The 25,999-nt window shown below is 31.8% G+C and carries 14 protein-coding genes and 3 pseudogenes; 7 read left to right on the top strand and 10 right to left on the bottom strand.

Annotated elements, in window-relative coordinates:
* The first annotated feature begins 75 nt into the window (after positions 1 to 75).
* The 5 genes from V1503_RS23660 (at position 76) to xerS (ending at position 7,159) form a co-directional block, all read left to right on the top strand.
* The gene (locus V1503_RS23660) at positions 76 to 357 is read left to right on the top strand and encodes a hypothetical protein (protein ID WP_410629587.1); all 282 of its coding nucleotides are present in this window, start codon (positions 76 to 78) and stop codon (positions 355 to 357) included.
* Positions 358 to 1,003: 646 nt separating this feature from the next.
* Entirely contained in the window at positions 1,004 to 1,747 is a 744-nt protein-coding gene (locus V1503_RS23655) for a sigma-E factor regulatory protein RseB domain-containing protein (RefSeq protein ID WP_410629585.1), read from the top strand.
* Between the two features lie 1,961 nt (positions 1,748 to 3,708).
* On the top strand, positions 3,709 to 4,110 hold the full coding sequence (gene mntA, locus V1503_RS23650) for a type VII toxin-antitoxin system MntA family adenylyltransferase antitoxin (RefSeq protein ID WP_410629583.1): 402 nt from the start codon (positions 3,709 to 3,711) through the stop codon (positions 4,108 to 4,110).
* The gene (gene hepT, locus V1503_RS23645; protein WP_410629581.1) at positions 4,100 to 4,504 is read left to right on the top strand and encodes a type VII toxin-antitoxin system HepT family RNase toxin; all 405 of its coding nucleotides are present in this window, start codon (positions 4,100 to 4,102) and stop codon (positions 4,502 to 4,504) included. The genes mntA and hepT overlap by 11 nt, the downstream gene beginning before the upstream one ends.
* 1,587 nt (positions 4,505 to 6,091) lie before the next feature.
* Entirely contained in the window at positions 6,092 to 7,159 is a 1,068-nt protein-coding gene (xerS, locus tag V1503_RS23640; RefSeq protein ID WP_410629579.1) for a tyrosine recombinase XerS, read from the top strand.
* 1,357 nt (positions 7,160 to 8,516) lie between these two features.
* Here xerS and V1503_RS23635 read toward each other — a convergent pair.
* From V1503_RS23635 to V1503_RS23625, 3 genes are all read right to left on the bottom strand, one after another.
* Entirely contained in the window at positions 8,517 to 11,192 is a 2,676-nt protein-coding gene (locus V1503_RS23635) for a TULIP family P47-like protein (protein ID WP_410629577.1), read from the bottom strand.
* Between the two features lie 902 nt (positions 11,193 to 12,094).
* Positions 12,095 to 14,752, bottom strand: a complete 2,658-nt coding sequence (locus tag V1503_RS23630) for a TULIP family P47-like protein (RefSeq protein WP_410629949.1) — start codon at positions 14,750 to 14,752, stop codon at positions 12,095 to 12,097.
* Between the two features lie 272 nt (positions 14,753 to 15,024).
* Positions 15,025 to 15,648: a hypothetical protein gene (locus V1503_RS23625; protein WP_410629575.1), complete on the bottom strand. Its 624-nt coding sequence runs from the start codon at positions 15,646 to 15,648 to the stop codon at positions 15,025 to 15,027.
* Between the two features lie 211 nt (positions 15,649 to 15,859).
* On the opposite strand from V1503_RS23625, the pseudogene V1503_RS23620 reads away from it, so the two are divergent.
* A pseudogene (locus V1503_RS23620) lies at positions 15,860 to 16,236 on the top strand (peroxidase family protein); the annotation flags it as partial.
* Positions 16,236 to 16,637: pseudogene (locus V1503_RS23615) on the top strand (IS66 family transposase); the annotation flags it as partial. The pseudogenes V1503_RS23620 and V1503_RS23615, both read left to right, overlap by 1 nt.
* Before the next feature lie 109 nt (positions 16,638 to 16,746).
* Here the strand turns inward: V1503_RS23615 and V1503_RS23610 are convergent.
* The 7 genes and pseudogenes from V1503_RS23610 to V1503_RS23585 form a co-directional block, all read right to left on the bottom strand.
* On the bottom strand, positions 16,747 to 19,458 hold the full coding sequence (locus tag V1503_RS23610; protein ID WP_410629574.1) for a TULIP family P47-like protein: 2,712 nt from the start codon (positions 19,456 to 19,458) through the stop codon (positions 16,747 to 16,749).
* Between the two features lie 914 nt (positions 19,459 to 20,372).
* Positions 20,373 to 20,534, bottom strand: a pseudogene (locus V1503_RS25125) (IS66 family transposase); the annotation flags it as partial.
* Positions 20,535 to 20,541: 7 nt separating this feature from the next.
* Positions 20,542 to 20,664 (bottom strand): hypothetical protein, encoded by a 123-nt coding sequence (locus V1503_RS25120; RefSeq protein WP_436976277.1) that lies wholly within the window; start codon positions 20,662 to 20,664, stop codon positions 20,542 to 20,544.
* Between the two features lie 23 nt (positions 20,665 to 20,687).
* Positions 20,688 to 20,855 carry a DUF4279 domain-containing protein gene (locus tag V1503_RS23600; protein ID WP_410629570.1) on the bottom strand — a complete coding sequence of 56 codons (168 nt, stop codon included), beginning with the start codon at positions 20,853 to 20,855 and terminating at the stop codon, positions 20,688 to 20,690.
* A gap of 1,207 nt (positions 20,856 to 22,062) precedes the next feature.
* A complete protein-coding gene (locus tag V1503_RS23595) occupies positions 22,063 to 22,482 on the bottom strand; it encodes a hypothetical protein (protein ID WP_410629568.1) in 420 nt (139 codons plus the stop codon).
* Positions 22,483 to 22,780: 298 nt separating this feature from the next.
* Complete coding sequence (locus V1503_RS23590) at positions 22,781 to 23,614, bottom strand: YihY/virulence factor BrkB family protein (RefSeq protein ID WP_410629566.1); 834 nt, start codon at positions 23,612 to 23,614, stop codon at positions 22,781 to 22,783.
* A gap of 131 nt (positions 23,615 to 23,745) precedes the next feature.
* Positions 23,746 to 25,656: a hypothetical protein gene (locus V1503_RS23585; protein WP_410629564.1), complete on the bottom strand. Its 1,911-nt coding sequence runs from the start codon at positions 25,654 to 25,656 to the stop codon at positions 23,746 to 23,748.
* Between the last annotated feature and the right edge of the window lie 343 nt (positions 25,657 to 25,999).

Below are 25,999 nucleotides of genomic sequence, written 5' to 3'. Positions count from 1 at the left end.
TTAGTAACTCCTCCCATACGAAAAGATGTTGTTAAACATAACATGAAGTAAGTTTTTGAATGGGGAGGTGGAAACATGACAAGTTATAAATTAACGTCACCCTGTGGTTGTAAGTCAATAGTGAAGCAAGAAATAAAAGAAATTACAACATGTGATTGTTGTATTCGAGACTTACAATCAAATTTGTTAATTATCTATCCAGTTGGTACAACGGTAAATTTAATTCTTAAAACTAATGCAACTCCCGTTCCAAATTTCACAATTGAACAATTAAGAGGCACAGCATTAGTGGGTACATCTGGTGGCGTAAGGGCAATGGTTTCTTTATGTGAAATAGCTTTTATCGGGACTCCTTAAAATTTTGATCCTCCACAGTTGATAATAAACCCTAACCACTTTAACTGTGGTTATTTACATATAGTTTCTACAATTTACCACAATCATTATTGTGGTTACTATGGGGGCTGAACCCAGTCCTTTTTTGTTCTGATTAAAAAAATAAATCGTAAAGAGCAATACACAAATGCATAGCTTCAGCAACTACTAGTGAATGGACTGGGGTAGCAACTGCTTATTATAGCTGGATTTTCGATAAAAAAGAAGTAAGTAACGTTGCTTTTTATGCATATATAAATCACATAGATTTCACTAACCCAAGTATTGCTTATCAAATAGGCGAGTGGTCAGGATATGTTTATATAAATCAGCATACAGCACCAGGTGGATGGAATTATTTAAAAACAGGTTCTTGGGAGAACCATCCGATGCTTAATATAAATAGCCATTTAACTGCAGAATCAGGAAAAGTTGGAGCAGACGCAACTAAAATTGTATACTAAATTTAGGAGGTTTTGAAATTGAAGAAAAATAAATTGTTAATTGCAGGAATAGCTACAACTGTTATTGCCACAGGGGCCTATTCTTTTAGTAATGTAAATTAAGTAAGCAAACAGTATATGCCAATGAAACGAATCAAAAAAATTCAGATGAAAATATTGCAATTATGAATAAAGAAGAAATTCAAACTTTAATGTTAAATTCTATTGATTATTTCCAAACAGCCAATGGAGAGTTTGAATATTCTAGTACGTCAGGTAATTTTAATTTATTAGTAACCTATCAAACTGACCTTTCGGACAACTCAAAGTCTTATGAAAAAGTACAAACAATTAATCCCGATGATTCATTAGAAAATGGTTATGTTGAAAAAGCGTATGATGGAGAGTATCTATATAACTACAATAGTGGATCTGAAGATTTTGAAAAAAATAGCGTGACTAAAGATAAAAAGCCTAAAAAAGTTAAAGTCAAAGTAAAAAAAGTAAGCAAAGAGGAAAGAAAAGAGCTAAAAGGTGCAAAAATTGATAAGCGTATTGTTGACGTTGAAGGTGAGAAAGCTTATATCCGTAGAATAGATCCATCTTATATGGCATTAGCTAAAACCTCTTTATTCCCAGAAGATTTAGCTATGGGATTCTTAGAAGACAATAGTCAATGGGATATTGAAGGTCAAGAAATTATCGCAGGAAAAGATACTATAGTTATTAAAGGTAAACTAAACTCAAATTATTCAAAGAGATATAACTCAAAAACTTTCAAATTAAATATTGATCCCAATACAGGAATTATGTTACAAATGGAAGTTTACGATAAAAGTGGTAGTGTAACAGAATCATTAAGAACTAGAAATATTGAAATCAATCAAAGCTTGGATAATGGCATATTTACTAGTATCGATGCAAAGTAATTAATAGATCTAGATTTATTAGCTAAAAAGATACAGGTAATAAAGACATCTAATTTAAAGCTATTTTTCTTGAAGTTGTACTACATCTTGGGAAGAATAGCTTTTTTTGTAACCATAAGGATTAATAAGTCTAGTAGTTTTTACTAATGTTCAACCCAAAAATCTTACTCCACCGTCAAGAATTTAGTAATATCTATCTCAACATTTTAAGGATAATACCTATTCAAAATAGGTCAACCCGATGGCTGACTTCATAAGAATGGCTTTATTAACAAAAATCACTTTTTACACAACATTTTTATAAAGTTTAACAATAGTGAATGCTTACAAAAAAATCTTTTTATTATTAATAAACATATTAAACACCAAAAAAGGCGTTGGGATATCCAACCTTGAAACTGGTCTTTTATCCAATAATACTGGTAAACAAGAAAATAGTTATTATTGTACTTGGTTGGCTAATTCAGGGTCTACCAAATGCTTGTTTCTGCTTGTCAGAAATTCAATAAAACTACTGTAAACATATAACGACAATTTGTATCTCAGGAAAAACTTTATGCAAAAATAGTTTTACACCTATCAAAGTGAAACATAAAACATATCAAACCGCTTTTGAAATAACTCCTAGAAACATTGAAGAAAGAAGAAGTAAATCATGTTCAGCATCTAGGCTATAAAGCTGCTTATATCATCATCTTTGAAATTATCGAAGCATGGTATAAGAAAGAAAAAAAAGCATAGCAGCATCGTTTATAAAAATCCTCAAACAATAGAAGAACTATTCAAAGACTCTACATAAAACTTAATCTTTTTGTGTCCAAAATATTGATCAAGTCCCATTATTTAATTAAATATTTTGATTTAGCGTAAAGTCAATAAGGTAAAATAATCAAGTTGATATTTTAAAATATTGGTGGGAGAAGTGGTTGACTAATAACTATACAAAAAAACTATCGATTAAGAATCTTTGCCTAAAATTTAAAAGGTAAGAGCTTTAATAATTGAATCAATTACAGTTAATGCACAGAAGGTTTTTTTAAAAAAATAATATAGAAAACATAAATTAGTAAGAACAAGGCCCCAGGTAACAATAGAAAGCCGCTCCTAGTTGGGGTAGCTTATTCTCATACACCTTTTCACTCACTGTATACTCATATACTTCTAACGCTTCTTACAAAAGAGAACAGTCTTATATGAAACTTCCATCTACACGTGAAATACAAATTCCATGCAGAATTTTACTGTGATTGTAGGTCTGTTATAATTAGTTAAATAAATACTGTAGTTAGTAAAACACGAGTTGAATCATTTGAATGTGTATTAAGCAGAATTTGACCCTTATTACCACATGAGCAAAAAAATTCACTTAAATTACTAGAAAGTAAAATGGTAAATTGAAAAAGCCTTATCCATTGGAGATAAATTGCTACGTGAAACCTTTGAAATACATAATAATTTTAAGGTTACAGATTCTATATAAAATTATGCCACCAAACTATATGCTAATCAGAGTTTCACCATATAATCTTAAAGAATATAGAAAATGTAAATGCAGGTAATCATCTATAAAAAAGTAGAATTTATCAATAGTAGGCACGTCCTTCCTCATTTTTTGAAATAGAAATCAAAAGGATTATTAAAAGGGTATAACTTGACTAAAAATGTACCTGACCTCATAGTACTTTCATCACAACTTCATTATATATTTGTTCATTTTAGGATCGTAATAGGCGAGTATCTCGACTATTAACTAATTTTATCCCGCTAAATGATGGGTATACTCCTAAATAATTAGACCTGATCCTTATAATAAGTTAAAATATAGCAAACCCCTAAAGGATCCAGGTATTACAAATAATTTGTAAAAAACCGTTCACAGAATTATCCTCTGGTTCTGTAGAAGATAGCTTTGAGTGATTTCTCAATACCATAAAATAAACTTTGCTACTGGAGTGAGTTATATGAACAAAATTCTCGATATTGCAAGAGATTTTTTAATTGAACAGTTAGATCCAGTTTTCATTATAGCCTTTGGATCTATTGTTAAAGAAACTAACCACCCTGAGAGCGACCTAGATATTGCCTTTTACAGTAAAAAAACTATCAATAATTATGACAAGTTTATTCTATCTCAAAAATTAACTGATTTAATAAAAATGGAGGTAGATTTAGTGGATATAAATTATGCTTCAACCGTATTCAAAGCACAGATATTTTCAACCGGTAAAATTTTGTACAGCACAGATGAAACATTAAGAAGAAATATTGAAATGACTTCATTAAGTATGTATGCAAAACTAAACGAATATCGAAAGCATATTCTTGATAAAGCAGAAGAGAGGGGGTCTATTTATGAAAAATGATGTTATTTTAAACAAGATAAATATCATTGAACGCTGTATTAAGCGCATCAACGAGGTTTATGATGACAATCCAAATAATTTAAAAGACTTTACATTGCAGGATTCTATCATATTAAATATACAAAGAGCTAGTGAGGCAAGTATTGATTTAGGTATGCATATTGTAGCTGAAAAGCGACTAGGTTTACCTCAGAATAGTCGTGATGCGTTTGAACTATTACAAGAAAACAATATTATTGATGGGGATATGGCTTCTAGAATGAAGGCTATGGTTGGGTTTAGAAATGTTGCAGTACATAACTATCAATCACTAAACTTAGATATATTACAGAAAATAATTGAAGAACATCTTGATGATTTCACTAGTTATACAAAATCCATTTTAAAGTACTAGTTTATTTTCTTTCTTCACTCTATGGATGATGTACAATGTATCAGTAATAGAAGAGTTAAAACGTAATTCAACAATTAAAATTCTGTATCAGATTTTTGAACTTTATCTACTAAAAAACAAATATCCAATATAATGGCATTGGATTAAATAATGAGTGAGGTTTTAAATATGTCAGGAAATCTCTCGAATAGAAGCAAGTATACTGCATTGCACCCCACCCGAAAGAAGAATACACACTTTCAAGAGTGACGAGCAATATGAGGAAATGGGAAGAGAATGGGGATTATTCGGAGAGACTCTAAGAAAGAGCTCTCGTGCAAAGAAAAGGGAATTAAACGATCTGCCAAAGTGATTGGATATATAGAGTATGGTGTAACAGGTGTTTTCCATACGTTAATTATTAAACTCCAAGACGGGAAATACCTCTTGTATTCATCCTGCTTATTTAAAAGAAATTTAAAAATCGACATTTGGAAAAGAAATAGAAGGACCACAAGTCCCAGCAAAAAAAGTACCTAAAACAGACAAAGTTCCCTTTAAGGCAACGGTAAGGAGTCTTGCTACAAGCCTATCCATTTAGTGATAATGATGATGATATTTTACTATTAGATAAAGTTAAAATTATTAAAAAGAAGCCAATATAAATCGGTTTAGCCTGGTGTGGATACAGTAAGAAGTTAAAGAAGTTAGAGTTACAAGAAGGTCGGTCTCTAGAGTTCAACATCAAGATCGTAAAGAAAAAACATAAAGAATTTCCATTTAAATTAATAACTCTTCTAAAGTCAAAGTTCATTAAAACTGAAACCCGCTCCTGATGAAACATTAGGTAGTGGGTTATTTATTTGTCTTATCCTACACCTTTAATCTTATTCATTCCTGTGAAGGTTTTTGTTTGATACATATGTTATATAAATGGATTTGCTTCAACGGACTGGGGGAGATCATATTTGATAAATGTAACACTTCACAACTTTTCACAAAATACAAATTTAGTGAAAAGTTGTAAAGTTGAATAAATTTTTGTATAATATATATTTGGTAGTATTACATTTTAGTGTATTGTACAACACTTCAGACAACTTCCCATAGTGATAAGATAATTTCTATTTGCAGAACTTTTGCTCTTAAAACTGAAGATCATCCATCAATTAGAATAGTAGTAAATCTTAAGTTTGTCCATCATTTTAACATTGATTTACAAGATGAATTTAGCAAAAATATATATCATAGTTCTTATTAGTAAGTTTCTGAATATTAATGGTGAATGGTTCGATCCCAGAACAGTTTAATTTTACGAATGTTGTTGTATTAATGATTATTTGAATGAAATTTTCATAAATAGCTAAAAAAAAATGAAATTTCTCAGTTCTTTTATTTTGGATGTACTTAGAAATTTGAAAAGCTCACTTCTACTAAGCTTGTGATTAATGTGGATATATTTCTATGACTACCACTAAAAACCGTTATCGTGGTACAAGAATCATACACTAGTTTAGCATAATCTGATTATGGTAACTATTCACATAAATTTCATTTTGTGAATAGTTAGATAAAATGTAATTAATTGACGAAAGGTTGTGTTACAGCATGGAAAAAACTCCTGAACAAGAACAACTATCAAGAACTTTAGAAAAAATTAGATCCCTCTTCCCTTTCTATGTTAATGATTACCTTGATGAAACTTCGGTTTCTACTGGCAGTAAAGTTGGTTATTTACGTGATATACGTTTATTTTTTGAGTGGTTAATCAGTGAAGGATTAACTGATTGTAACGAAATGAAAAACCTCCCCCTCTCTGCGCTTGAATCATTAAAAGCTAGAGATATTAAACGTTTTGAATCCCACTTAGAACATCGGTTAAATCAAGAAAAAGCAACTAGATTACGTAAATTATCTGCTCTAAAGTCTTTATTTAAATATCTTGCAATAACTTCTGATGATGATAAAGGAGGTACATACCTTGAACGTAATGTAATGGAAAAAGTCGAAATTAAGAAAGAACGCTCTAACCCTTCTGCTAGAGCTGAAGTATTAAAAGGAAAAATTCTTGTATCTAAAGAAGAAATGCTAGACTTTTTGCAATTTGTGACACACGAATATGAGGAAGATATTAATCTTTCCTACCAACAAAAAGGACATTATAAAAAGAATAAAGAACGTGATATTGCAATTATTAGCCTTATGCTTGGTAGCGGAATGCGTGTTTCCGAGGTTGTTAATCTTAAATTTGAGAATATTACTATGGATCAAAAGCTGATTAACATGAAACGAAAAGGTGACACACCAAACTCCTTCTACTTCTCTTCTCAAGCATTGGCTGATTTGAATAATTATCTAGAAATTAGAGATAAACGTTATAATGATACAAATAAAGAGATAAAATATGTATTTCTAACTGCACCCAAAGGGCAACCAAAACCGATTGATAAACGTACAGTACAAAAGATGATTAAACGCTTTGCTAAAGCATTTACAAGGGATATGACTGCACATAAGCTACGTCACTCCTTTGCTACGTTCTTATTAGACGAAACCAATGATTTGGCATTAGTGCAACAACAATTAGGTCATTCTGCAATTGAAACAACCCGATTATACACTCATGTTCTTGACGATAAACTTAAAAATGCGGTTGACAAACTTAGTGATTTTTAAACTTAATATTATATATGAAAAAATAACAAAAGTTGGTTTGTTAGAAAAAAGCACCTGTTTAGTGTAATGTACTTCATGGAGCTATTAAAACCTTGCATAAATAAGTTACCCAATAAACTCATTGGTAGTTTATATTATGAATGTGCTACCTATATTATCGCCTTCAAGAATTGAGGTATTACATGAATAATAAGATTAATGGGAAATTGAATTATAAGAGAATCTATAGGCTAATGAAAATGTCTGGCTTACGTTTTGCTTTATTATATTCTATTTTGACAAAATTAACCCTTTTCAATCAAGAACAGGGTTAGACTAAGAGGAATCATACCGCTCTATATGAGGGGGCGTAATCGGATGAGGTGGAGGCTACACCCCCTCACTTAAACGTTATGTATAATTTAATTTCTAAAAAAAGGGACCGAGGAGTACGTTGGTTGAATCCATTGCGTTTACGTCAACATAATCTGATGAAGAATTATATGGCAAACGAAGGTACCTTATTTAAAAATTATTTGTTATAGCTTGATTACCCTGTTCAATCAAGAACAGGGTTTTGGATAAGAAGGAATTACCAACGCCTTAAATGAGGGATCGTAGTTGGACAGATTGGAGGGGTACGATCCCTCATATAAAGCGTTTTATATCAATTTCTTACACCAAGGGTCTAAAACCCAACCATGAGGAGATTGTTTTTCAATACATAGCAATTTTAGTTACAAAATAAAGACCCCTGGTGTTACATGATAAATATTATTAATTGTGTACCCTGTTCAATCAAGAACAGGGTTTGAGGAAGAATCATGACTTAAATGAAGGATCACTTTAGGACGCGGTGGATCAAGGGATTGTGATCCCTCATATAAATCATCTCTCATTTTAGTATTAATATAACCCTTAAATTTATAATCCCCTGAAAAAGATTTTTAATACACGATTTTATTAAAATAGCCAAAAATCTCTATTCTGATAGAGACAAAATCAAAAGCACAACTTTTTTCCAGCCCATTTCTTTATTGAACAAAATAAATTATTCTTTTTAAAATGGAAAAAAAGCTGTTTTTACATAACTTAAAACGGTGTAACCTCCTTACTATATCATCTATCAACTCTCTACCCTCCCTCTGTGGGTAGAGAGTACATTTTTTAAAATTAATCTAAGCCCTCCTTAAAACTAGCGGCTTTTTAATTTACATTTATCTATGAATAGGAAATTAAAAAATACTTTTGCTTAAGGGTGTACTAGCAACATTAATTACTCAGTCAACATTGTTTTTACTGCCCAGATTGGAAATTAGTTTTAGTCCTAGAACTTGAAATGACAAACCGGGACTATTTTCAAACTTCTCTTTCCAAATTAGAGCGTGTCACCCTCATCGTTTGGAAGGAGGTCTCCACCTAAAAGAAGACAAGAATGTAATGAAGCAGTTTGTAATTCAAACCCTCCAGAGTTTGGCCATGTTACTGAGCTTAAACAGTTTTGACCAAATTCATCTAAAGAAGGAACTTTACTGTATTCACCGTTAGCAAGAACATCTTGAATATATGGCATTACGATATCTTTCCCTATCAATCCGCCTATAGCAACACTAATCGATTTTCCGTATATCCTTAATTTAGCAGCCTTGAATTTTTGTGTCGAGGACTGTGTAAGATTTTCTGGTTGTTGTATCTTGGCTAAAGGTTTGACCGTCTTAGCTTCTATCTCCGCATTTTCTAGTAATTCTTCTACAGAAATATGTGTATTTTTATAGAAAATGGACTCTAATTCTTTTTTATAACTTTCTGTCATTTTGAAACTACTTGATTCGAAATCACGAAATGGACTAGTTACAAAATTTAAATCTTCATCAAGCATACCTGCAATTCTACCTAACGTATCTATTACAGAGCCATCGGAAGCAATTCCATAGACCTTTGAACTTTCGTTGTAAAATTTATGTTTTAGGGAAATTTCTTGATCAGGTCTTTTTATCGTAGGCAGAGATGATAATTTTTCTCTAGAAAAAGCTTTTGGGTCTAATTCATAAATCCCTTCATCATCTGTTGAAATTACTTTTGTTATGATTCCTGTCTTTTCTTTTATAACACCCAAAATAGGTGGTCTTTCACCAGCTTCTATTTTATTTGTTGAAATTCTTAAAACTGTTACTTGTTCACGCAAACCATCATCAGAAAAGGAATTTAAGCTGTAATTGAGAAAATCATCTCTACCTATAAAATTACCATATTTATCTATATTTCCTATAGATTTAATTTCCTTATAGGTAGGATAGTCAGTAGCTCCATACACGTCACCATTTGAGTTGATATATTTCACAGGGATATAGCTATCTTTATATTGAACACGTAAATCATTGTTAAAGCCTTCAATACTTATTTCTTCACTTGAAAAAATACGGGGTAATTCTTCAAGAGCAGTTTGCTCACCTACTAATGAATAAATCTCTAATCCAGATTGGTTAGTCAATATAGTGCTCTGATTAATAATACTGCCGGTGTTTTTATCAAGTAACCATATTTCTTCAGAATTATTTGTAATTAATCTACCTTCACTATTTATACCATAAGTTATCAAGTTTTTTTCTTTTCCAAGAGTATTTTTTACTATCAATCTTGTATATTCGTATTGTTTACTCGCAATATCTTTTGAGCCTTCAGGCAATATCTCATTAACTGTTATACTTGAGTCAAGGACAACAGTTTTTTCGGTTTTTACTTTTTGTATTTCTGCTTCTACTGTCTCAATTGCAGAGTCTTCTACGGACTCTTGAATAGCATACTCGAATATCTCTCCGCCTAGCATACCTAAAGTGGTAACTACAACTACCGTTAACACGTCTTTCATAAAATTAATGTCATCGTCGTTACTCATAAAAATTTTAGGGCTAGCCGAGTCGTCCATAGCATCTAATTGCAAGCTATTCTTGTAAAGATTACCACTAGAATCTCTGCCTGTTCTAATTGATACCTTAAAATCATCGTTATAACTCATACTTATGGTGTCCTTTGATTGAGGTGAAAGGTCTAAAATCACCTCTTCAAAACCCAGACTAATTTGCTCACCCTTTAATTCCATCCTAAACTTTTCTACAGGTATCTTGGCGCGCTGTTTTCCATCCTCACTATATTCAAAAGTATCCCAAATTATTTCTTTGGTGTTTGTAATGGCTAAACCATCAGAATCATTCTTGATTTCAAAATCATCAATATTAGTTACTTCAAATAAATCTTCAACCGCTGGTAAGAGCCAATTTTCTACAAATAAAGGCCCAGATATCGCAAAAGCCAAAGGGGATTCGGAGTATCTCAACATATTTGGATCTATCGCATGCCCACTTATAGGAGGTTCTCTTTCTTCTGTCATACACATAACCCCTAATGTACTCTTCCTCAGGTTTGTTTCTTCATTTTCACTATCATTTACTGATGTAAGTGCATAGTGAACATACGTTGGCTTTAACCACTGAAAATTTTCATTTGTAGATTGTTGATTAATTATAAAAATTGAAAACACATGATTAAATTCGTCAATATGATCCTCGAAATATTTTACAAAAACAGTCTCACAAAGAACTTTTAACATACTAGAATCAGTAGCGGATGCAAAATCAAATGATGAACTTGTAACTACAACATGATCTTTGTGGAGCTGTAAATTCATTTGATCTCCCGTTCCTTCAATAGACCTAGAGTCGATATGTACATTCTCCTCAGATTCAATAAAAGCAAGCTGTACTTCAACTTCAACCCAGCTATCATTCATATTGATCGGTGAAGGTTCAGGTGGAGTAGTAAATTCTCCTATTTTTATAGGACATCTCAATACAAGGTTTTGCCCATCACTTTTAGTGGAGATAGACCAATGATCCCAAACCCCAGATATTGAAGATGTAATATTCCCGTTAACATCAAGAGTGTTGTAATTAAAGGTAGGTGGTGTTGAGTCTAACTCTATTATTGCTTTGTTAGCGTCATAGAAACTGATTGCATACGCAGTATCCCAGCCAAATAAATCGATACTTGTAGACATGATACATCAACTCCTTTTCAAGTGTATGTAGCCGATACAAAGCCTTGCTGATCATTGTAACATTGATAGAGAACAAGGTTATATATCAACAGATAAGTGCAAAAGATGACATTTAAAGTTGATATAAACGTTGACTAATTAATTTTTGGTTTTTATTTTTTCGTCTCTACCTTTCCACATTGCTCTCTACCATTTATGAATAACATACAAATTGGAGAGTTACGATCCATCATATAAAGCATTTTTTAGCAATTTTAATTGCAAAATAAAGACCCCTGGTGTTACATGATAAATAATATTATTTTTGTACCCTGTTCAATCAAGAACAGGGCTTGAGGAAGAATCATGACTTAAATGAAGGATCACTTTAGGACGCGGTGGATCAAGAGACTGTGATCCCTCATATAAATCATTTCTTGTTATTTAGTATTAATATAAACCCCTAAAATTATAATCCCCTGAAAAAGACTACGTATACACGGTTTATAAAAATAAATATCTCTATTCTGATAGAGCCAAAATCGAAAGCCAACTTTTTTCCAGCCCATTTTTTTATTGACAAATTAAATTAATTTTTTAAAAATGGAATAAAAAAAAAGCTGTTTTTACATAGCTTAAAACGATGTAACCTCCTTACTATATCATCTATGTAACTCTCTACCCTCCCTCTGTGGGTAGAGAGTACATTTTTAAAAATTAATCTAAGGCATCCTTGAAACTACCGGCTTTTCAATTTACATTTATCTATAAATAGGAAGTTAAAAAATACTTTTGCTTAAGGGTGTACTAGCAACATTAATTACTCAATCAAAATTGTTATTACTGGCCAGATTGGCAATTAAATTTAGTCCTAGATCTTGAAATGACAAACTGGAACTATTTTCACAACTTCTCTTTCAAGATTAGAGTGTGTCACCCTCATCGTTTGGAAGGAGGTCTCCACCTAAAAGAAGACAAGAATGTAATGAAGCAGTTTTTAATTCAAACCCTCCAGAATTTGGCCATTTTACTGAACTTAAACAGTTTTGACCAAATTCATCTAAAGAAGGAAGTTTGCTGTATTCACCTTTAGTATTCATCTCTTGAATATATGGAAATACCACATCTTTAGCTAGCACTACTCCTATATTCATAGCAGTCAAACCAAAGTATATTTTTTGTTTATTGGACATGAACTTTTGTACCGCCGACTGTAAAAGAGAATCTGGTTTTTGTTCCTCGGTTAAAGGCGATACTACTTCCGCGGTTTCTGCAGCTTCTTCTAAATCTTCTGCAGTTAGTGTAACATTATCATATAAAAATTCTAATATTTCTTTTCTAAATTCCTTTGTTATTTTTAAACTATTCGCTACATATCTTTGTTCGATTGGATCGGGTACAAACTTTAAATTTTCATCAATTGTACCTGCATAGTTACCTACTCTTCCAATTACGTCTCCATTCTTAGTGATCCCATATATTTCTGATGTACTACCATCAGGTTTATTAATTAAACCCCGCTTTAAACCTAGCTTTTCACTTTTTATTATTTCGGGAACATCATCAATATTTAATTCACCATTAATTAATTCACTTAGAGCATCATTTTCAGTTATACTAACAATTTCATCATTAGTGGTCCTTGCCACTACCTCCTCTATTATGTTATCTTCATTTCTTACAACACCTAATATCCCATAGAAGCCACTTCCTAACCTTGCTGTTGGCCTATTTGTGTACAAATCTATACCATTTGTAAAATCTACTTTTACATTATTTTTTCCTAAATAAATACTGTTACTAACCAAATTCTCTCGTGTACTTTTAAAGTTCCCTTCTAAATCTATAGTTCCTATTTCATTGTCATATTCATTATATACTGTACCATATTCGCTAATATATTTAATTGGAATCTTTTCTCCGTCTTTTTGCACTACTTCAAGAGTAAGTGTAGTGCTTTTCAGTTTATTTAGTTTAGTTATTTGCTCAATCGATTCACTATTCTTAACTGAAAAATATTTTAGCTCGTTATCATCAAGATCTGAGTAAAAAGGGTCTTGAGTCAGTTCACCAGTTTCCTCATTAAGCCACCAGTTCCCCTGTGCCGCTTTTGCTGGTTCTGCACCTAATAATAACTTACCTTCTTCATCCTTACCTATTACATCTAAGGTATATGTTTGTCCATTTGTATGCTCAAAGAGTATTTTGGTACTTTCAAGAGGTTCTACTTCATTATCGTTAGAAAGAAATTGATTTAATACATTTCCAGTATCAAGGGAAACAAACTCTTCTCCTTCTTCTATTGACTGATCTACTATTTCATTTCCTGGTTTTTTAAGCTCGTTTAGTGCATAACTCTCAAAAGCCTCTCCAGCTGCAATGGAAAGTAGTGTAACAACTGTTGCTATCGCTGCATCTCTCAATATAGTTTTGTAATCGATGGTACTTGGAACAAAAATTTTAGGGTTTGGATTTAGGTGTAGAGGATTTAATTGCAAGCTGTTTCTGTAAAAATATCCACTATTGTCTATACCATTACTAATTGAAAGATTATATGAATCATTATACTGTATGTGGATTGGTTCTGAAGAATCTATTGATTTACACTCCATGTCAACAAATTCCACCTTTATTTCATCACCATCTATTGTCATCAAAAAATTCTCAGGGCCTATTATTGCCTTTTGATTATCTTTGAATGTATCCCACGTTATTTCATTAATATTATATATTGTCAAACCGTCATCTCTGATTCCAAAATCATCAATATTAGTTTCTTCAAATAAATATTCAACCGATGGCAAAAGCCACTTTTCTACAAACAAAGGCCCAGATATCGCAAAAGCTGATGTAGATTGAGAGTATTCCAACATATATGGGTCTATCATATGCCCACTTATAGGAGGTTCTCTTCCTTCCGTCATACACATAACCCCAAGGGTACTATTGCGCAGGTTTATTTCTTCGTTCTCACTATCATTTACTGATGTAAGTGCATAGTGAACATACGTTGGTTTTAACCACTGAAAATTTTCATTTGTAGATTGTTGATTAATTATAAAGGTAGAAAACACATGATTAAATTCATCAATATGATCCTCGAAATACTTTGCAAATACAGTCTCACAAAGAACTTTTATCAAACTTGGGTCGGTAGAGGACTCAAAATTAAATGATGAACTTGTAATTACAATGCGATCTTTCTGAAGCTGTAAATTCACTTGATTTCCCGTTCCTTCAATAGACCTAGAGTCGATAAGTGAATTCTCCTCAGATTCAATAAAAGCAAGCTGTACTTCAACTTCAACCCAGCTCTCATTCATATTGATCGGTAAAGGTTCAAGTGGAGTAGTAAATTCTCCTGCTTTTATGGGACATCTTAATACAAGGTTTTGTCCATCACTTTTAGTAGAGATAGACCAATGACCCCAATCCCCAGTTATCGAAGATGTAATATTTCCAGTGGCATCAAGAGTGTTGTAATTAAAAGTAGGTGGTGTTGTATCTAACTCTTTAATTGCTTTATTTGCGTCATAGAAACTAATTGCATACGCAGTATCCCATCCAAATAAATCGATCATTGTAGACAAGGTGTATCATCTCCATTTAAAGTTAATTTTAATGTATTAATAAGTCTTAATTAACGATGTATAATTTCTCTTTTATAGAAAATTTTCAAGTTAGTCTAAACAATGGACAAAGACAAAATGAGACATTTTAGGTGCATCTTTTCGAGCAAAGAGATATATGGAATATCAAAGTTTACTCACAGATAAAAGCTCACTACCTCACATTGGCACGTGCCTTTGCTATAGACATGCCAGGGATCTTTTTAATTAAATATTCAAATTCCTTATATATATGAAATACTTATCATACTTCTTTCTAAATTTGTTTCCCCATCAGGGTTTTTATCTACAGATATTTTAAGACAAAACTTTTTTTCCCCTCTGACATTAGGGTCAGGAAACACAATGGATAAAACATGAGAGATTATACTGCCCTCACTAGAAAATAGTTTTTCAAATAGGCTATTGCACTCACTTTCTGTCCTTGAAGGATCAGTTGCAGTAGAAAAGTTATATGATGAATCTATAACTACAACCACAGGATTATCGGGTAGATCAGAAACAGGAACAGGAGCAGTAATATCAAGTGCAAGAATGTAATTAAAATAATTTTCAATATCACCAAGTTCATATTTTATTTGTATCCAACTATTTTTAAACGTTAAATTTGCTGATTCTAAAGGAGTTTGGAAACTCCCGTCTGAAATAGGACATTTAAAAATCAGGTATTGTTGATCACTCCTATTGGAGATTTCCCAATCACCAAAGTCTACCATTATAGAAGAGTGAACATCACCATCATCATCATAGTATGGGTATTTAAAACCTCTTGGAGATAAACCAGTTTCTCTGATTTTTTTGTTAAAATCAAAAAAGCTCAATATACAGATATTTTTATCTTCAACCATAGTATTTTCCTCCATAACTCTCATAGGTATCTTTCAATATCATAAACCCCTTGTCATCATTTATTTTTGTACCCCGTTCTTTATCGAACAGGATACTGATTATAAAAGGAGTTAGGAAAATATTTTAGATAGTATTAGTACAATCCCATATACTATGATCTCCTAAAAGTTATATCCTATACTCAAATTCAAAAAAAGCTCTACCCCTAAGAATAAAGATTTGAAATCGATGGGATTGAAAATCTCTGGTTTTGGAGCAGGACGTGAGGACATTTGGCACCCTGAGGAGGATGTGTATTGGGGTTCAGAGAAGGAATGGTTAGCAAACAACAGGTATTCCGGTGACCGTGAGCTAGAAAATCCACTCGTTGCTGTACAAATGGGGCTCATTTATGTAATCCTGAAGGTCCAAACGGAGAGCCAGATCCACTTGCAAGTACCCGTGATATTCGTGATACATTCGAACGTATGGGGATGAATGACGAAGAAACAGTAGTGCTTGTCGCGGGTGGACACACATTTGGTAAAGCACATGGCGCAAGTGATGCCTCTCAAGTAGGTGACGACCCTGAAGCAGCTACACTTGAAAATATGAGCAGCGACTCGAAAAAAGCAGACCCATTTTGGAACTTTTTTCAGCATGGCTTCATGAACAGAAAGATCGCGTTCTACCTAAAAGCGCTCTAGGAAAAGCCATCACCTATTGTTTAAACCAATGGAGTCATCTTGATGCTTTTTTATTGGACGGTCATTTAGAAATCGATAATAACAGTAGTGAACGTTCCATTAAGCCATTTGTCATTGGAAGAAAAAATTGGATGTTCTCAAATAAACCGCGAGGTGCTCGTGGTAGTGCCATAATGTATAGTGTGGTTGAAACGGCAAAAGAGAACGGATTGAGCCCTTATCATTATCTTCATTATTTGTTTGAAACGCTACCCAATATTGATCTAACCAATAAAGAAGAAATCGAAAAAGTCTTACCTTAGTCAACAAGTCTCCCCTCGATTTGTAGAGTTCCGAAAAAAAGTGAACCAAATAAAAAGTAACCCAGAAACAAATTCAGTTTTGTTTCCTGGCTACTTGACGTTCACTTTCCTAGAGAGTATCAACGTCATCCTCTGGAAGAAGATTACCACCTAAAAGAAGGCAGGAATTTAATGAAGCAGTTTGTAATTCAAATCCGCCAACATTTGGCCATTTGACTGGACTTAAACAGCTTTGACCAAACTCATCTAGAGAAGGAATTTTACTATATTCCTCGTTTTTAATCTTATCCTCAATGATTTTATTTTTCATAATGACTCCCAGCATGGTAAACGCCGTAGTTGCTACAAGCAACCCGCTGTAAACCTTAACCTTAATGTCTTTAAAATCATTCACCCCTTTTTCTAATATTGAATTAAACGTTGGTTTCTCTTCCATCACTACAGTTTTCCCAACTTCTTCAACTTCTTCAACTTCTTCAAGAGTCATGTTAACATTGGGAAATAAATCACCTATTAATTGCTGGCGATATTTAGGTGTTAGTTGTAAGCTATTTGGTTTATAACTAAATATTTGGTCATAATGAAATGGTACATACTCTAGTTTTTCATTAATAATACCTGCAACGTTACCTAATTCGTCAATCACATCGCCTTCATTGGTAATTCCGAATATGTCTGATTTTTTACCAAGCATAGTTATAATACTAGCCTTGCCATCAGCTTTTCTTATTGTGGGAAGATTTTCCATGATGTCATCCTTTGTCAGCTCTAATTCCTTACTGTCAATGAGCTTCATAGAAATAGACTTAAAATTTTCAGGAAGACTCTTACCTAATGTGTAAACATCCCCCTGTTCATTTGCAATTATTTCTTCTATTGTACCACTATCATTTCTAACAACCCCTATTAATGTTATTTCTTTATTATCCATTGCAATTCTGGGGTTTCTAGGGTATATTTCAATATTATCAATTCCTATTCCAAAACCTTTAATTTTCACTCTGTCAATATTCCCTTTAAAATACTTGAGGTTATCATAAAACTTCCCTTCGATGACAGGTTTAGGTGAACCTTCTGAATCAATATTTCCTAATATATCCCCATCTTCAGAAATAACAATACCATCTGATCTTAAATAAGTGGTTATATCCTCATCTACAAAGGGCCAATATTTTTGTTCAAGTTTATAAAGCTTAGGTATTCTGTTAACGTCTAGCTCAGAAGGAATTGGATACCTTTTCGTACCCCATACCCCCTTAGGATCTATAGTATAGCGTTCATAAAACTCATTGGATTTCATATCAATGCCCCAAGAGATTGTATTAGGGTCTTTACCTACTACAATTAGATCCCCATCGATACTTTTTCCTGCTATTTTTATTATGCTTTTTTCTCCTGTATCTGGATTTTCAAGTAAATAATTGAGTGTCAATTTAGAATCTGATGCCCCTAATGCTACTTTTTGTTTAGCAACTAAATCCTCTATTACTTCTCCAGTTTGGAAAGAAACAAATTCTTCTTCTTCAATAATTGCAGCTTCTGGTATCTCTGAACTACTGAGATATTTTATGATTCCTAACTCAATAGCTTCTCCAAGTAGCATTGTTCCAACTGCAACTGCTACTCCAATACCTAAATCTTTTAACATTTCCATATCTCCCCCTGTAACAGAGACAGTAGGATTCGGTATTTCATTAGTGGGTGTCAATTGTAAACTATTTTTGAATAGATCTCCATTAGAATCTCTACCGTTTCTAACGGAGAGATCATAGTTTACCGAATATTTTATATGAGCTATTTTGTCTGGATAATCTGTGTCACATTGAATATCATCAAAATCTATTCTTATTTGCTTACCATCTAACGTCATCTGAAACTTGTTAGTAGGTATCTTCGCATACTGTTCTTTACCGTTGCTATCTTTAAAAGTATCCCATGTTATTTCTTTGTGGTTAGTAATTGTTAAGCCCACATTTGTGATTTCAAAATCCTCAATGTCATTTTCTTCAAACAAATAATTAATTGTAGGTAAAAGCGCTTTTTTCAAAAATAGAGGGCCGGATATTGCGAAAGCTGATGAAGATCGTCCAGAGTAGTTCAGCAGATTTGAATCTATCATATGCCCACTTATAGGTGGTTCTCTTCCTTCAGTCATACACATTACCCCTAAAGTACTATTACGCATGTTTGTTTCTTCATGTTCACTGTTATTAACGGATGTAAGAGCATAGTTTACATATGTTGGCTTTAACCACTGTAAATTTTCATTTGTAGATTGTTGATTAATAACGAAGGTAGAAAACACATGATTAAATTCACCAATATGATCCTCGAAATATTTTGCAAATACAGTCTCACAAAGAACTTTTATCATACTAGAGTCAGCAGAGGACGCAAAGTCAAATGATGAACTTGTAACTAAAACACCATCTTTCTGAAGTTGTAAATTCATTTGGTCTCCTGTACCTTCAACAGACCTTGTATCAATTTGTAAATTCTCCTCAGATTCAATAAAAGCTAGCTGTACTTGAACTTCAACCCAGCTATCATTCATATTGATCGGTGAAGGTTCAAGTTGAGTAGTAAATATTCCTACTTTTATGGGACATCTTAATACAAGGTTTTGACCATCGCTTTTAGTGGAAATAGTCCAATGATCCCACGATCCAGATATTGAAGATGTAATATTTCCATTAATATCAGTAATGTTGTAAATAAATTCGGGTGGCGTTGAATTTAGCTCTTTTATTGCATGATTTGCTTCATAGAAACTAATTGCATAGGTAGTATCCCAACCAAGTAAATTAATATTTTTTGACATCAGTAATCATCTCCATTTACAATTAACTAGACACCTTTAGTATTAGTATAAACCTTTAAAAAAATGCATATATATAATGCTGACTCACCCCCTCCTAGAGAGTGTCAACGTCTTCCTTTGGTAGAAGGATCTCATCTAAAAGAAGGAAAGAATGTAATGAAGCGGATCTTATTTCAAATCCGACAGAATTCAGTTAGGTCACAGAACTTAAAAAGTATTGTCCACATTCATCTAAGGAAGGAATTTCACTGTATTCCTTGTTTTGGATTTTTTCTTCAATGCATTCATTTATTGTTGTTTTCATAAGGGAAGTGTAACCAATAGACGAAGCCGCCCAACCAAGATATAGTGACACTTTATTTTTTGGAGTTTATCAGGACGAAACCAATAAATGGGCTTGATGATGTTATCTTCATACATGAATATACATTCAAACGGAACAACACCTTTTTTATAAATTCACCTCCTGTTTTTGGATCAATATTAGATACCAGTACGGGGTACATTAACATTACTATTTGCTTATTCTTCTAGATCACCTAGAGTCAATTCCACATTTCTGTATAACTTATTTAATCTCTCAGAAATCACTATTGATTTGTAAACTTCCATTTACTTTTATACAACTATGTTGTTGGTTTAAAACAAAGTTAAACTGTTTGTAAAAAAGTCGTACCGTTTATAAAAAAGTTGAACCGTTTTGGAAGCTGAATTCTTAAATAAACATTGTTATATAGGGGTTTTGAAAATATTTTGTTCAAACTTTTTTATAAAAAAACTGTTCATTTATTCACAAGGGGATTCTTCATTTTGATCAATCTTTCTTGAAAATGAAAAGCTTCTATTTGTGTCTAACACAGTGTTTATACGTGAACGTCAAGTAGCCAGGAAACAAAACTGAATTTGTTTCTGGGTTACTTTTTATTTGGTTCACTTTTTTTCGGAACTCTACAAATCGAGGGGAGACTTGTTGACCAAGGTAAGACTTTTTCGATTTCTTCTTTATTGGTTAGATCAATATTGGGTAGCGTTTCAAACAAATAATGAAGATAATGATAAGGGCTCAATCCGTTCTCGTCTCTATCAAGATGTAATCCAGGTGTATTCCCGTCTTCTATTACATACAATTACGATGTTAAATTGACACTCAACAGCATATTTCTTTTTTATATCGTTAATTATTGATATCTTATTTTTTAATAGGATTAATACTTGTTTTAACTGTTCATTTACATCAAAAGATTCTTCGTAGCTTGTTCCGTTTCTTTTCTATAAAGTGTCTTTGAGCGTCTAGGAATTACATCCCCTTTTTTATAAGTCATTGTTGGTGTTATCCCTAATTTATCGGTCACATAATCTAAGGGAAATGTCTCACCAAATATGGTAAAGTAGACCATCTCTTGACGTTTACGTAGAGATAGACCAATGACCCCAATCCCCAGTTATCGAAGATGTAATATTCCCAGTAGCATCAAGAGTGTTGTAATTAAAAGTAGGTGGTGTTTGTATCTAACTCTTCAATTGCTTTGTTTGCGTCATAGAAACTGATCGCATACGCAGTATTCCAACCGAATAAATCGATACTTGTAGACAAGATTAATCATCTCCACTTCATATATATTGAGTTTAGGTGTCTTATTGATTGGACTGTTATTCTTTCTCATCACAATATATTTTTCTGTATCACCTTCAAAATCTATCTCACCAGTGGCAGACTGTACTTTTCTGGCTTATTTTATGTGTTCATCCTGATTTTACATTGTATCTGTTAAAGTTTTTGGGTAAATAATCTCGTCTATGTGATCTGTGGTATAGGCTTCTTTCGCATTGCTTCCTAAGAATAATGAATGATATGAATGCCAGGTGGATGTAACATAGGAACATTCACTTTATGTTACTCACAGAATGCAACAGACATCCTATTTACGAGAATTAGAGGACTATATAACATATTTATTTACCAACACATATCTAAAAGAAAGAAATAACGTCTAGGTATTATTAAAAGTTTAGATAAATCAGTATTATAGCTCAGAAAATTTTGAATTGCATTATGTGATTATAAGACCCCTTCTTTAAACCTAAAGGTAGCAGTATTATAATTCTCGTCTAGTTAAATTTTTGAGTTAATTATCATTTGCTTTTTCCCTTGGTGCCATTAAATCCATCCCGCAGATAAAAATAATAAAAAGCAGAGTGGATATATCATTATAATTATATGAACTGCAATCACTGCTGACAGAATAACTATATCCATATAGTTTTACTAAGAGTGAAAATGTTGTAAATACCAAGATAAATTGTATATACTTTGATTTATTAGATGTATTTATCATAAAAGTACCTCCTTTTTATCATTACCAGGTTCCAAGAACAGTTAATCTCATCATAAGGTATGGGGTGATTCGTGACATTGGATACAATTTCTTATGAAGCATTGATGATCTTTAAAATCTTATTCTTTCTAAAACATCAGTGTCATGAATAAAGATAGAGCAAGTATGGATCTATATAACAATATAGAGATCTTACGTTAATATCAGCTACATATCACGGAGTATATTATCCTGTGTTTTCCATTTTGTGTATATTAATTAAAAGAAACTATTCAAATTCCCAAGTGATAGAAGGTAAAAATAAAAAAGAGTTGTATTTTTCACGAGTAGACCAACTGGAAGTAGATAAGTTAAAATTTCCTGTTTCTTTTGTCACATAAATATCCAATAAGTAACAAACCCTATCCCCCTTGTTAAATAAACTAACATCTCTATCAAAAAAAGTGTTATCTAAGTTATTTTCGTTTCTTCTACTAGACAGAGAATGATTATTATTAATCATTGACGATGTCCATAAACATTCATAAATACCGTTTCCAGTACTAGAACGGTGTATTTGATAATAAAATTCAGAAAAGTGTTTAAACGGACTTGCTAAAGAATCCCATTCTAACTTAATATAATCTCGTGTAATTTCTGATGCTAAGAACGAAAAGTTATCAGGTAAGGTAAATGTCTTTAATGTCATATTTATTAATCCTTTCTCTTTACCTTTTTAATTAACAAGATATATCTAACATTGTTATTCAAGTCATACTGTAGGAATAGGCTGTGTTAATAGTCTTCAAAATCCAAAGTTAATGACAAGTTTTAGAAGGACATTTACTATTCTATAACTCAATTCATTAAACTATTTTCAAGTGATAATTAATATATCTAAAAATTATAAAAAACAAATAAAACTTAATTGTTGCAAGTTTGTATTATTATAAAATAAAGCAATTATTCACAAATAGTTTTATACTTAAGATTTTTAGCTAAATTAATTAAATATTCTCTCTATTATAGATAGTAGCATTAATTTCACAACCAATAATTATTATCATCCCAGTTAAATAAAGCCAAATCATAAAAATAACAATCCCACTTAAACTCCCATACATTAAGCCGAAATTCCCTATCTTATCTACGTAAAATGAGAAAGCAAGAGAAACTAGAATCCAACCTAATGTTGAAAAAATGGAACCTGCTACAACTTCTCTAAACCTTAGGTGCTTATTTGGACCATGGTAATAGAGAAATGAAAAAATGAGAAATAAAACTACAGAGATGATAAACCAATCTAACGCATACCATATATTTTCAAACCCTTTAGAAAAGTAAAAGTATGACAAAATAATAAAAATCATTTCTTCTTCTATAACAGATAGTACTAATGTAACTAATATGACAAGAATCATTTGAGCTGTTAATAAAATTGAAAGACACCTTGTGAAGAACAAGGATCTATATTCAGATACATTGTATGCATTGTTAAATGCTCTCACAATTGCATTCATACCAACAGAACAAGACCAAATCGCACTTACAATCCCTATAGAAAGAATTGTTAAGTGTTGCGATGTTATTATAATGTTCATATTGTTTTCAATAAATTGAATTGATTCAATAGGTGCAAACTTTTTAATCATAACTAAAACATCCTCTGGGGAAATAGGTAAATAGGTTAGCAACGTTAACAATAATAGTAAGAAAGGGACCAAGGAAAGTAAGAAGAAATAAGCTAGCTCTGCAGATACCCAGAAAATGGCATGATTATTATATCTCCTTACAAATTCTTTAGAAAAAGAAAGTATACTAACTTCCCATCTTTTGTACATTATTTTCCTCCTGACCAATCTGAAATAATAGAATTGTTTCTTTAGATATATCTTCATCAGGCTTCAGTAAGAACAATATACAGAATTAGAAGGTATAGTGTGTAGCATGTATTTTTCGCTTAGTGGTTTAATTAAGAATTAGACTTTTCACATATTAGTTCTAGGTTCCTTTTGAGCTGACGCAGAATGAAACTTTTTATTCCGGATTTATTGATATTTAAATACCCATCTATTTTTTTTAATAACAGTAGCAATCTCTTATTGTTCCATTTAGCGTAATCCACTAAAATTCTAGAATAGATTTCTTCAAGGGTATTTTTGATTTCATTTAAATCAGAATTTTTTAACCTAACTAAATCTTCAAAAAAATCTTCAATTGAGATATAATCTATAAAGGAAATTTGCCTTTGCATTGCGATACCTAACACCTGTAATTTAAAAAGTTTAATATTTTTTGGAAAATATAGAAAAGCCGCATTAATCTCAGATTCGAGAACTGTATTTAATAAAAAGTGATTTTTTTCATTAACCATTTCTTCAAGCTGTTTAACTTCATTAGATTTATTAATATCGGAAATGGAGTTTACAATTATCCCAACATCATATAGGTGATTATTAAATGCCTTTTCTAGCCCATTAATAAAGTTGTCAATAGAAACATCTATTGTCGTTTGAATCAAATTATTTATTTTTAAATATTCAAAAAAATAAAATAATGTTGGGTAAACACTTACCTGATACTTCCCTTCTGTAACATAACTTAAAACATCAGAGACTGTATTTCTAAACTCGTCTTCGTCTAAATTCCAAAACATAGTTAATTTTTTAAATGAAGATTCAGGAGACTCATATTCAGTTTCATATTTATACATCAAATTTTGTTCAAACCCAATAATTTCATTTGAAAAATTATCAATATTAAAAACATCAGTAATAATGTAATTATTAAAGGTTTCAGAAATAATGTAAGGGCCTTGGTCTTCAGTGTTGGAAAAATATTTATAAAATATAGCGTCGGGATTTGTAAGTGCTAATACACTCGGAAAAAATATATTGCTTTTTAAATGTCTAACAGTTTGCCTTTCAATATTTCCAACTTTATATTCGTAATATATTATAAAAGCAGGTATAAATAACATCTCTCCAATATCCTTAATGTATTTATAATCATCGGACACCTTACTCAAATAACTATATACTCTCCTGAAATCACTAATGAAGTGATTTATAATTTTAATATTCTTTTTCTCACTCAAATTGTGGTACTTCAATAATAATGATTTTTGTTTTTCTAAAAACTTATAAAAAGAAAGATCAAAAGCTTCATATTCAGCAACTATGCTGTTAATAATGATTTCAGAGCTAGGTTCAAAATATATGGTTTTTCCAATCACTTTATCTTTTAATAGTTGATATTCTCTTCCCTCGTTAAAGAATCGCTTAATATTACTTTTAAGTTCACTAGGAGAAAAAGGTTTTTTATCTCGAAGCTGATTTATCTCAACACTGATTGCTTTTAATTCCTTATTATTTATACTTATTTTTTCAGTAATTTCTTCTTCGTTACCAATAATAATAGTTTTAATGCCATCATGCTCCACAAAATTATTAATATAACCTAGCAATTCTGTAATGTTTATATTTGACCGTTCAAAATCATCAAAACATAATACAGTACCATCACCAAAAGTAATCAACTCTTGGTAGTCAATTGGCACATTCACTTCACCTGCTCCTGTAAATAGTTCAGCCACACTCCAAATAAATTTAAAGGCTTGTTTTGTATATTTGATTTCTCTAGATTCCATATTTATTTTGTTCTTGACAATAGATTCAAAATACAAGCTTTGACTTATTGCCTCAATTGTTGTTAATCCGTACAAGGAAATATATATTGGCCTAAGCCCTCTCCTTAGAATTTCACTTCTTACATAGCTATTCCAAAAATAAGTTTTTCCACATCCAGCCTCACCAGTAATGAAAAGACCATATTTTGTATTACGTCTGTCTAAATAATCTTTCACTATGTTTAAATAATGCACTATTTGTCCCCCTGAATATTCACACCAATTTAAATGGTACGATCATTAGTTTTATTGTTTTATGACACCATTGATAGGTTCATAAATACAAATACACTATTATGAAGGATGATAGTCCTTAAACTTTCCCATTACTATTATCCGGACAACTAAATATGAGATAATTTTTATCGATAATTTGGGGTGATTGTCGAATTTTATTTTCAAAAGAGGTCGCAAGAAAGACATCTTTCACAGATTTTCTAACAACCCCTTAAGATTACAGCAGATTTCCTAAATTGATAAACTTGGTTACAATTAATAACAAAATAAGCTTATCTACAATCCACTAATAAATGTAGCT

This window comes from Nanhaiella sioensis (genome assembly GCF_046557775.1).
Lineage (GTDB): Bacteria > Bacillota > Bacilli > Bacillales > SM2101 > Nanhaiella > Nanhaiella sioensis.
The sequence above is the reverse complement of the archived record's forward strand: the minus strand, read 5'-3'. Positions and strand labels throughout refer to the sequence as shown.

What these genes read in the sequence shown, in the direction of transcription:
- V1503_RS23590 (WP_410629566.1), bottom strand. Translation starts at nt 23,614, where the DNA reads ATGTACAAAAGATGGGAAGTTAGTATACTTTCTTTTTCTAAAGAATTT.
- V1503_RS23610 (WP_410629574.1), bottom strand. Translation starts at nt 19,458, where the DNA reads ATGTCAAAAAATATTAATTTACTTGGTTGGGATACTACCTATGCAATT.
- V1503_RS23655 (WP_410629585.1), top strand. Translation starts at nt 1,004, where the DNA reads ATGAATAAAGAAGAAATTCAAACTTTAATGTTAAATTCTATTGATTAT.
- V1503_RS23630 (WP_410629949.1), bottom strand. Translation starts at nt 14,752, where the DNA reads ATGATCGATTTATTTGGATGGGATACTGCGTATGCAATTAGTTTCTAT.
- V1503_RS23600 (WP_410629570.1), bottom strand. Translation starts at nt 20,855, where the DNA reads ATGGTCTACTTTACCATATTTGGTGAGACATTTCCCTTAGATTATGTG.
- xerS (WP_410629579.1), top strand. Translation starts at nt 6,092, where the DNA reads ATGGAAAAAACTCCTGAACAAGAACAACTATCAAGAACTTTAGAAAAA.
- V1503_RS23660 (WP_410629587.1), top strand. Translation starts at nt 76, where the DNA reads ATGACAAGTTATAAATTAACGTCACCCTGTGGTTGTAAGTCAATAGTG.
- mntA (WP_410629583.1), top strand. Translation starts at nt 3,709, where the DNA reads ATGAACAAAATTCTCGATATTGCAAGAGATTTTTTAATTGAACAGTTA.
- hepT (WP_410629581.1), top strand. Translation starts at nt 4,100, where the DNA reads ATGAAAAATGATGTTATTTTAAACAAGATAAATATCATTGAACGCTGT.
- V1503_RS23635 (WP_410629577.1), bottom strand. Translation starts at nt 11,192, where the DNA reads ATGTCTACAAGTATCGATTTATTTGGCTGGGATACTGCGTATGCAATC.
- V1503_RS23625 (WP_410629575.1), bottom strand. Translation starts at nt 15,648, where the DNA reads ATGGTTGAAGATAAAAATATCTGTATATTGAGCTTTTTTGATTTTAAC.
- V1503_RS23595 (WP_410629568.1), bottom strand. Translation starts at nt 22,482, where the DNA reads ATGACATTAAAGACATTTACCTTACCTGATAACTTTTCGTTCTTAGCA.